General features: G+C 55.6%; 1 pseudogene. It reads right to left on the reverse strand.

Annotated features, from left to right (window positions below):
• Positions 1-295 (reverse strand): annotated as a pseudogene (locus ABZJ92_RS22425) (IS3 family transposase); the annotation flags it as partial.

Here is a 295-nt window from a genome sequence, read left to right on the forward strand (position 1 = left end):
TCGGTCACGGCGAACTGCCTTTCAAGGTAGTTAGGGATAGCAACATGTTCATGACCACCACGTTTATACCGGTGAGTCGGCTGCTGACAGCTGACCAGCCCCAGCTCTTTCATGAGCCTGCCAGCAAGCCAGCGTCCCATCTGGTAGCCTCTCCGGGTTGCCATTGTGGCGATGCTTCTTGCTCCGGCCGAACCGTGGCTGATGCCATGTAGCTCAAGTACCTGACTGCGTAATACAGCCCGTCTGCCGTCTGGTTTTTCAGGACGGTTTTTCCAGTATCTGTAGCTGCTGCGAT

Origin of the sequence: Shigella sp. FJ200513 (assembly GCF_040495915.1) — a bacterium.
Lineage (GTDB): Bacteria > Pseudomonadota > Gammaproteobacteria > Enterobacterales > Enterobacteriaceae > ECMA0423.